A 6,897-nucleotide genomic window follows, 5' to 3' on the forward strand; every position below is an offset into this window, starting at 1 on the left:
AGGCCCTTGCCGTAGCTCCCGCGCCGTGGTCAGCGCACCGCGTTCCAGGAGTGCGCCACATCCACCACGACCCGCCCGTCCGTCTGGAAGACGCGGAACGGCAGCCGTGCCCGCACGCCGAGGCCGACCTGGGTCTCGCCCTCGAAGCTGGCGCCGAAGCGGGTGTCCCGGAAGGTCTGGTACCCGGCGATGTCGACCCCCGGCAGCGGCTTGCGCGCCCGCCCCGGATACGACTCCCCGCCGGTCCCCGGGTCGTAGCTCGGCGCGGCCACATGGATGTCCAGGATCGCCCCGCCGCCGACCGGGATCTCCTCGCCCGAACCGTCCTGGTACAGGGTGTCCACGTACGCCACGCGGTAGCCGACGCGATCGGCGGCCGTGGCGCCCTTCACGTCGAACACCATGCGGTCGTAGCAGGCGTGCCGGCCGGTCCGGATGCTCCCCAGCGGTGTGTGGCCCGCCGGCTGGGCCGTCTTCTCGCCGCTGCCCCAGCCGGTCTCACAGGCCGCCGCCTTGGCCGCCGCCTTGGCCGCGGCCGGAGTGACGGCCCCCGCCGCCCCCGCCGTCGCCGCCAGCGCGCCGCCCGCGAGCACCATCGCCGCGAGTGCGGTCACCCACCGTCGCATGGTCAAGCCCCCAATGTTCCGTTGATGACGAGTGATTCACGGGGTTGGACGGGCCGGGGCGGCGAGAGGTTGTCCGGTCCGGGAAAGGTGTCGCGAATGCCACGTGCGCGACGGTACGCCTGACGCTCCGTCGGGGGTTATCCCCCGGACGGGTCGGCCGGGTGCCGGGATGGGAGGCGGACGCCGGTTCGACAAGGCTTGTGCGTATGAGACCGACGACCGGCAGAACCGCCGCACTGGCCCTCGCCACCGCCGCCACCGCATCCCTCCTCGGCAGCGCGTCCGCGGACGCGACCCCGGGCCCGCGGGCAGACCCGACCGCCGCCGCGCCCGACTGGGGCGCCTGCGAGGGCACCGGGCTCGACCCCCGTCAGGAATGCGCCACGCTCAAGGTGCCGCTGGACTACCGCGATCCCGGCGGCAAGCGGATCTCCCTCGCCGTATCCCGGATCCCCGGCGAGCGGCCGCAGGCCCGCCGGGGCACCCTGGTGCTGATCCCGGGCGGCCCCGGCTCGACGGGGCTGGAGCGGCCCAGCACGCTCGGCAAGCGGCTGCCGAAGTCGGTGCGGGACGCCTATGACATCGTCAGCTTCGACCCGCGCGGCATGGGGCAGTCCACCCACGCCGGCTGCGGTCTGAACCCCGCCGATCTGTCGCTGCTCGCCTCCCGCCCCTGGCCCGACCCCGACGGGGACATCACGCGGAACGTCACCACCGGCCGCCGCATCGCCGACACCTGCGCCCGCAACGGCGGTGAGCTGCTGCGCACCATCAGCACCGTCAACGAGGCCCGCGACATCGACAGCATCCGCCGGGCGCTCGGCGAGCGAAAGCTGTCCGCATGGGGGGTCTCCTACGGGACGTATGTGGGCTCCGTCTACGCGCAGATGTTCCCCGAGCACACCGACCGCTGGGTGCTGGACAGCAATGACGATCCGAACCCGGAGCGGGTGGAGCGCGGCTGGCTGGCCAACTACGCCGTGGGCGTCGAGGACACCTTCCCCGACTTCGCCCGCTGGGCCTCCGCCCTTGGCAGCCCCGTCCGGCTCGCCGAGACCCCCGACGGGGTGCGGCGACGGGTCCTGGACCTCGCCGCCCGGCTGGACGCGAAGCCGCTGCCGTGGCCCGGCGCCAACCCGCCCGAGCTGAACGGCAACGCACTGCGCCAGAGCATGCTGGACGCCCTGTACTCCCGGGACGACTTCGAGAGCCTGGCCCGGCTGATCGCCGACGCGGACGCGGGCAAGGTGCCCGCCGAGGCACCGGCCGACCCGCCGCAGGACGCCGCGGCCGTATCCCTCGCGACCATCTGCAACGACGTGGAGTGGCCCACGTCCCTGCCGGACTACGCCCGGGATGTGGCCGCCAGCCGTAAGAGCCACCCGCTCACCGCGGGCATGCCGATGAACGTCACGCCCTGCACGTTCTGGCATGACGCGCCGCGGGACAAGCCGGTGCGGATCACCGACCAGGGGCCGTCGAACGTCCTGCTGGTGCAGAACAAGCGCGATGTGGCCACCCCGTACAGCGGGGCGCTGAATCTGCGGCGCGCCTTTGGCGACCGGGCCCGGATGGTCAGCGTGGACGCGATGGGGCATGGCGCGGCCTATGTGGTGAACAACGGCAGCGCCTGCGCGGACCGGAGGGTCACGGACTTCCTGCTGAAGGGGGAGCGGCCGGAGCACGATGTGCTCTGCCGGTGAGGAACGCCGGGAGCCCCTGATAAATGCGCGGCGCCCCGCTCCCTGTCGCAGGGGCGGGGCGCTTCACAATCAGCCGGCTCAGAGGCGCTCGGGGGTGCGGATGCCCAGCAGGGTCATGCCCTGCCGCAGCGTCCGCGCCGTGATGTCGCACAGGAAGAGGCGGTTCTCCACCTGGGACGGGCCGCCCTCGGCCTTCAGGACCGGGCACTGGTCGTAGAAGGTCGTGTAGAGCGAGGCCAGTTGGTAGAGATACCCGGCCAGCTTGTGCGGCTCGAATCCGGCGGCCACCTCGGCCAGCGTCTCCCCGAACTGGTCGAGGTGCAGGCCCAGCGCCCGCTCGGCCGCGGTCAGCGGCAGCTCGGGGTGGGCCACCGTCCGCTGCCCCTCCTCGGCGCGGCGCAGGATCGACTGGATCCGGGCGTACGCGTACTGGAGATAGACCGAGGTGTCGCCGTTGAGCGAGACCATCTGGTCGAGGTCGAACTTGTAGTCACGCGAGGCGGAGGTGGACAGATCCGCGTACTTCACCGCGCCGACGCCGACCTGGGCGCCGCGCTCGAGGATCTCCTCCTCGGTGAGGCCGAGCTTCTCGCTCTTCTCCCGGACCACGGCCGCGGCCCGCTCGGTGGCCTCGTCGAGCAGATCCTCCAGCCGCACCGTCTCGCCCGCGCGGGTCTTGAACGGCTTGCCGTCCTTGCCCAGGACGGTGCCGAAGGCGAGCTGGACGGCGTGCACCTGGTCATTGAGCCAGCCGATCCGGCGGGCGGTCTCGAAGACCATCTTGAAGTGCAGCGACTGCCGGGCGTCCACCACATACAGCAGGGTGTCGGCCTTGAGATGCTGCACCCGGTCACGGATCGCGGAGAGGTCGGTGGCCGCATAGCCGAAGCCGCCGTCGGACTTCTGGACGATCAGCGGCACCGGATTGCCCTCGGGGCCCTTGATGTCGTCGAAGAAGACGCACAGCGCACCCTCGGAGCGGACGGCGACGCCGGACTCCTCCAGCAGCCGGCAGGTCTCGGCCAGCATGTCGTTGTAACCCGACTCGCCGACCACATCGGGGTCGTGGATCTCGATGTCCAGCTTGTCGAAGACCGAGTAGAAGTAGATCTTCGACTCGTCCACGAACTTCCGCCACAGGGCGACGGTCTCCTCGTCGCCCGCCTGGAGATCCACCACCCGCCGCCGGGACCGCTCCTTGAACTCCGGGTCGGAGTCGAAGAGCGCCCGCGCGGCCTTGTACAGCCGGTTCAGATTGGACATGGCCTCCTGGCCGGAGGCGGCGTCCTTGTGGTCCAGCTCATGCGGGTGCTCGATCAGATACTGGATGAGCATGCCGAACTGGGTGCCCCAGTCGCCGATGTGATGGCGGCGGACCACCTGCTCGCCCGCGAACTCCAGGATCCGCACCACCGCGTCGCCGATCACCGCCGAGCGCAGATGGCCGACGTGCATCTCCTTGGCCACATTGGGCTGGGCGTAGTCGATCACGGTGGTGCCGGGCGCCTGCGCGAACGGCACGCCGAGGCGGTCGTCGGCGGCGCGGGCGGCGAGGGTCGCGGTGATCGCGGAGTCGGCGATGGTGATGTTGAGGAAGCCGGGGCCGGAGACCTCGATGTCGGCGATCACCGGATCGGGGTCGGCCGAGGTGGCGGCGACCGGAAGGTGCGCCACCACCTTGGCGGCCAGCTCACGGGGGTTTCCCTGGAGCTTCTTGGCCAGCGCCAGCATCCCGTTGGCCTGGAAATCGGCCCGGTCGCTTCGTCGCAGCAGCGGGTCCGCGGAGGCGGCCTCCGGCAGGGCAGCCGAGAGGGCGTCCGCGACGCGCTGATGGACGGTGGCGGCGAGGGAGAGGACCGATGCCATAGCTGAGGTGCCATTCCGATAGTGGTGGTATGGACACCCCAGTATTTCACGGCGGGTCCAACGATTTCCCCGGCCTGTGGATAACCCGGACCCGCCCGCCCGGCCCTGTGGGCAACGCCGAAGGGGTCCGTTCCGTCTGGGACAATGGGCGGTGCCATGACCGCTAGGAAGGAAGTGCCGACCGTGGCTCAGAGCACCGAGACCGACTGGGTCTCCCGATTCGCCGACGAGGTCATTGCCGAGGCGGAGCGCCGCGCCCCGGGCAAACCTGTCGTCTGCGCCTCGGGTCTCAGCCCGTCCGGCCCGATCCACCTCGGCAATCTGCGCGAGGTCATGACCCCGCACCTGGTCGCCGACGAGATCCGGCGCCGGGGCTATGAATGCGTTCACATCCTGTCCTGGGACGACTACGACCGGTACCGCAAGGTCCCGGCCGGGATCGACCCGTCCTGGTCCGAGCACATCGGCAAGCCGCTCACCTCGGTCCCGGCCCCGCCCGGATCGCCGTATGCGAACTGGGCGGAGCACTTCAAGGCGCCGATGACCGAGGCGCTGCGCGAGATGGGCATCGACTTCCAGCCCATCAGCCAGACCGAGATGTACACCTCGGGGGCGTACCGCGAGCAGATCCTGCACGCGATGCGCCATCGCCGGGAGATCGACGCCGTTCTGGACCGGTACCGCACCAAGGAGAAGGCCGGCGCCAAGAAGCCGGGCAAGCAGCAGCAGAAGCCGGTCGACGAGGCCGAGCTGGCCGCCGCCGAGGGGTCGGGCGCGGCCGCCGAGGACGACGGCAGCGCGGGCGGCGCGGGCTACTTCCCGTACAAGCCCTACTGCTCGGTCTGCGACCGCGATCTGACCACGGTGACCTCGTACGACGAGGAGACCACCGAGCTGGCCTACACCTGCGCGTGCGGCCATGGCGAGACCGTCCTGCTCACCGAGCACAACCAGGGCAAGCTGGTCTGGAAGGTCGACTGGCCGATGCGCTGGGCGTACGAGGGCGTGGTCTTCGAGCCCTCGGGCGTCGACCACTCCTCGCCGGGCTCGTCCTATGTGGTCGGCGGCCAGATCGTCCGTGAGGTCTTCGGCGGGGAGCAGCCCATCGGCCCGATGTACGCCTTCGTGGGCATCAGCGGTATGGCCAAGATGTCCTCGTCCAAGGGCGGTGTGCCCACCCCGGCCGACGCCCTGGAGATCATGGAGGCGCCGCTGCTGCGCTGGCTGTACGCCCGCCGCCGGCCCAACCAGTCCTTCAAGATCGCCTTCGACCAGGAGATCCAGCGGACCTACGACGAGTGGGACGCGCTGGAGCGCAAGATCGGCGAGGGCACGGCCCAGCCCGCCGACGTGGCCGCGTACGGCCGCGCGACCCGCACCTCCACGGGCGAGCTGCCGAGCACCCCGCGCCCGCTGCCGTACCGCACGCTGGCCTCGGTGGTGGACATCACCACCGGCCATGACGAGCAGACGCTGCGCATCCTCAGCGACCTCGACCCGGGCAACCCGGTCACGTCCCTGGCGGAGACCCGGCCCCGGCTCGACAAGGCCGAGCGCTGGATCACCACCCAGGTCCCGGCCGACCAGCGCACCCGGGTCCGGGACGAGCCGGACACCGAGCGGCTGGCCGTGCTGGGCGACACCGAGCGGGAGTCGCTGCGGCTGCTGCTCGACGGCCTGGACGACCACTGGTCGCTGGACGGACTCACCACGCTGGTCTACGGAGTGCCCAAGATCCAGGCGGGGCTGGCGCCGGACGCCAAGCCGACACCGGAGCTGAAGGTCGCCCAGCGGTCGTTCTTCGCGCTGCTCTACACCCTGCTGGTCGGGCGGGACACCGGCCCGCGGCTGCCCACCCTGCTGCTGGCGGTGGGGGCGGACCGGGTGCGCAAGCTGCTCGCGGCCTGACCTCCCTCGCTCCCGGGCGCCGGGCGGGCGGCCTCATGGCTGCCGCCCGGCGCTCCCGGCTTTACGGGATGGCTTCCCGCTCCAGGCGGACGCGCTCCTTGAAGTCCTCGACGTAGGCGGACAGCTCGCTGTTGCTGAGGTCGCTCACGCCGTAGGTGTCGCGCAGCCGCTGGCCGAACTGGTACGCGGAGGGGTACCGGCTGTGGTCGGCGAGGAACTGGCGGAAGGTCGCGTAGTAGACCTCCTCGCGCGGGACGTCGTCCGGCAACTGGTTCACCGGCTGCCCCGGCTGCCCCGGCTGCTCCTCGTACGCGTACCGCTCGGGCTCGCGCTGCTCCGGTACGTACACGCCGCTGCCCACGCCCTCACCGCCGAGCGGTCGCACCCGGCCGCCGGGCCCGACCGGCACGGTGAGCTGGGGCTGCGGGGACTGTTGCTGCTCGGGCTGCTGCCCGAACTGCGCCGCCTGGCCCGGGACCTGCTGATACTGCGGCTGGGGGGCCTGCTCGTACTGCGGCTGCTGCGGCTGCTGGGGCTGCTGCGGCTGCTGCTCGACCGGCGCGGGGTGGGCGGCGGCCGCCGGGTCGAACGGCACGGCGCTCCGGCCGTCATGGCCCTGCCCGGCGGGCTGCTGGTACACCGGCAGGGGCAGCGAGAGCGGCAGCTCCTGCGTCTGGGGCTGCTGGGGGTGCTGCTGCGGGGCGTCGGCGCCGCCGGTGCCCCCCGCACCCTCCAGGGCCCCGGGCGGGCCGTACGGGCCCGGCTGGGCGCCCGGGGAGGCGCTCTTGGCCCCC

General features: G+C 71.8%; 4 protein-coding genes and 1 pseudogene. 2 read left to right on the top strand and 3 right to left on the bottom strand.

Translation table 11 applies throughout. The features are described from left to right. Nucleotides 1–29 precede the first annotated feature (29 nt). Nucleotides 30–626 carry an AMIN-like domain-containing (lipo)protein gene (locus KN815_RS26570; protein WP_216344441.1) on the bottom strand — a complete coding sequence of 199 codons (597 nt, stop codon included), beginning with the start codon at nucleotides 624–626 and terminating at the stop codon, nucleotides 30–32. 206 nt (nucleotides 627–832) lie between these two features. Between KN815_RS26570 and KN815_RS26575 the strand changes: the two genes are divergently transcribed. Next, nucleotides 833–2,329 (top strand): alpha/beta hydrolase, encoded by a 1,497-nt coding sequence (locus KN815_RS26575; RefSeq protein WP_216344438.1) that lies wholly within the window; start codon nucleotides 833–835, stop codon nucleotides 2,327–2,329. A gap of 78 nt (nucleotides 2,330–2,407) precedes the next feature. Here KN815_RS26575 and argS read toward each other — a convergent pair whose 3' ends face one another. Then, complete coding sequence (gene argS, locus KN815_RS26580; RefSeq protein ID WP_216344439.1) at nucleotides 2,408–4,195, bottom strand: arginine--tRNA ligase; 1,788 nt, start codon at nucleotides 4,193–4,195, stop codon at nucleotides 2,408–2,410. Between the two features lie 156 nt (nucleotides 4,196–4,351). Between argS and lysS the strand changes: the two genes are divergently transcribed. Then, nucleotides 4,352–6,103 (top strand): lysine--tRNA ligase, encoded by a 1,752-nt coding sequence (lysS, locus tag KN815_RS26585; RefSeq protein WP_216344440.1) that lies wholly within the window; start codon nucleotides 4,352–4,354, stop codon nucleotides 6,101–6,103. A 61-nt stretch (nucleotides 6,104–6,164) separates the two neighbouring features. Here the strand turns inward: lysS and KN815_RS26590 are convergent. After that, nucleotides 6,165–6,897: pseudogene (locus tag KN815_RS26590) on the bottom strand (DUF2637 domain-containing protein); the annotation flags it as partial.

The sequence above is a fragment of the Streptomyces niphimycinicus genome (assembly GCF_018883605.1).
GTDB classification, from domain to species: domain Bacteria; phylum Actinomycetota; class Actinomycetes; order Streptomycetales; family Streptomycetaceae; genus Streptomyces; species Streptomyces niphimycinicus.

Coding starts and splice junctions, on each gene's coding strand:
- lysS (WP_216344440.1), top strand. CDS start 4,352: ATGACCGCTAGGAAGGAAGTGCCGACCGTGGCTCAGAGCACCGAGACC.
- argS (WP_216344439.1), bottom strand. CDS start 4,195: ATGGCATCGGTCCTCTCCCTCGCCGCCACCGTCCATCAGCGCGTCGCG.
- KN815_RS26570 (WP_216344441.1), bottom strand. CDS start 626: ATGCGACGGTGGGTGACCGCACTCGCGGCGATGGTGCTCGCGGGCGGC.
- KN815_RS26575 (WP_216344438.1), top strand. CDS start 833: ATGAGACCGACGACCGGCAGAACCGCCGCACTGGCCCTCGCCACCGCC.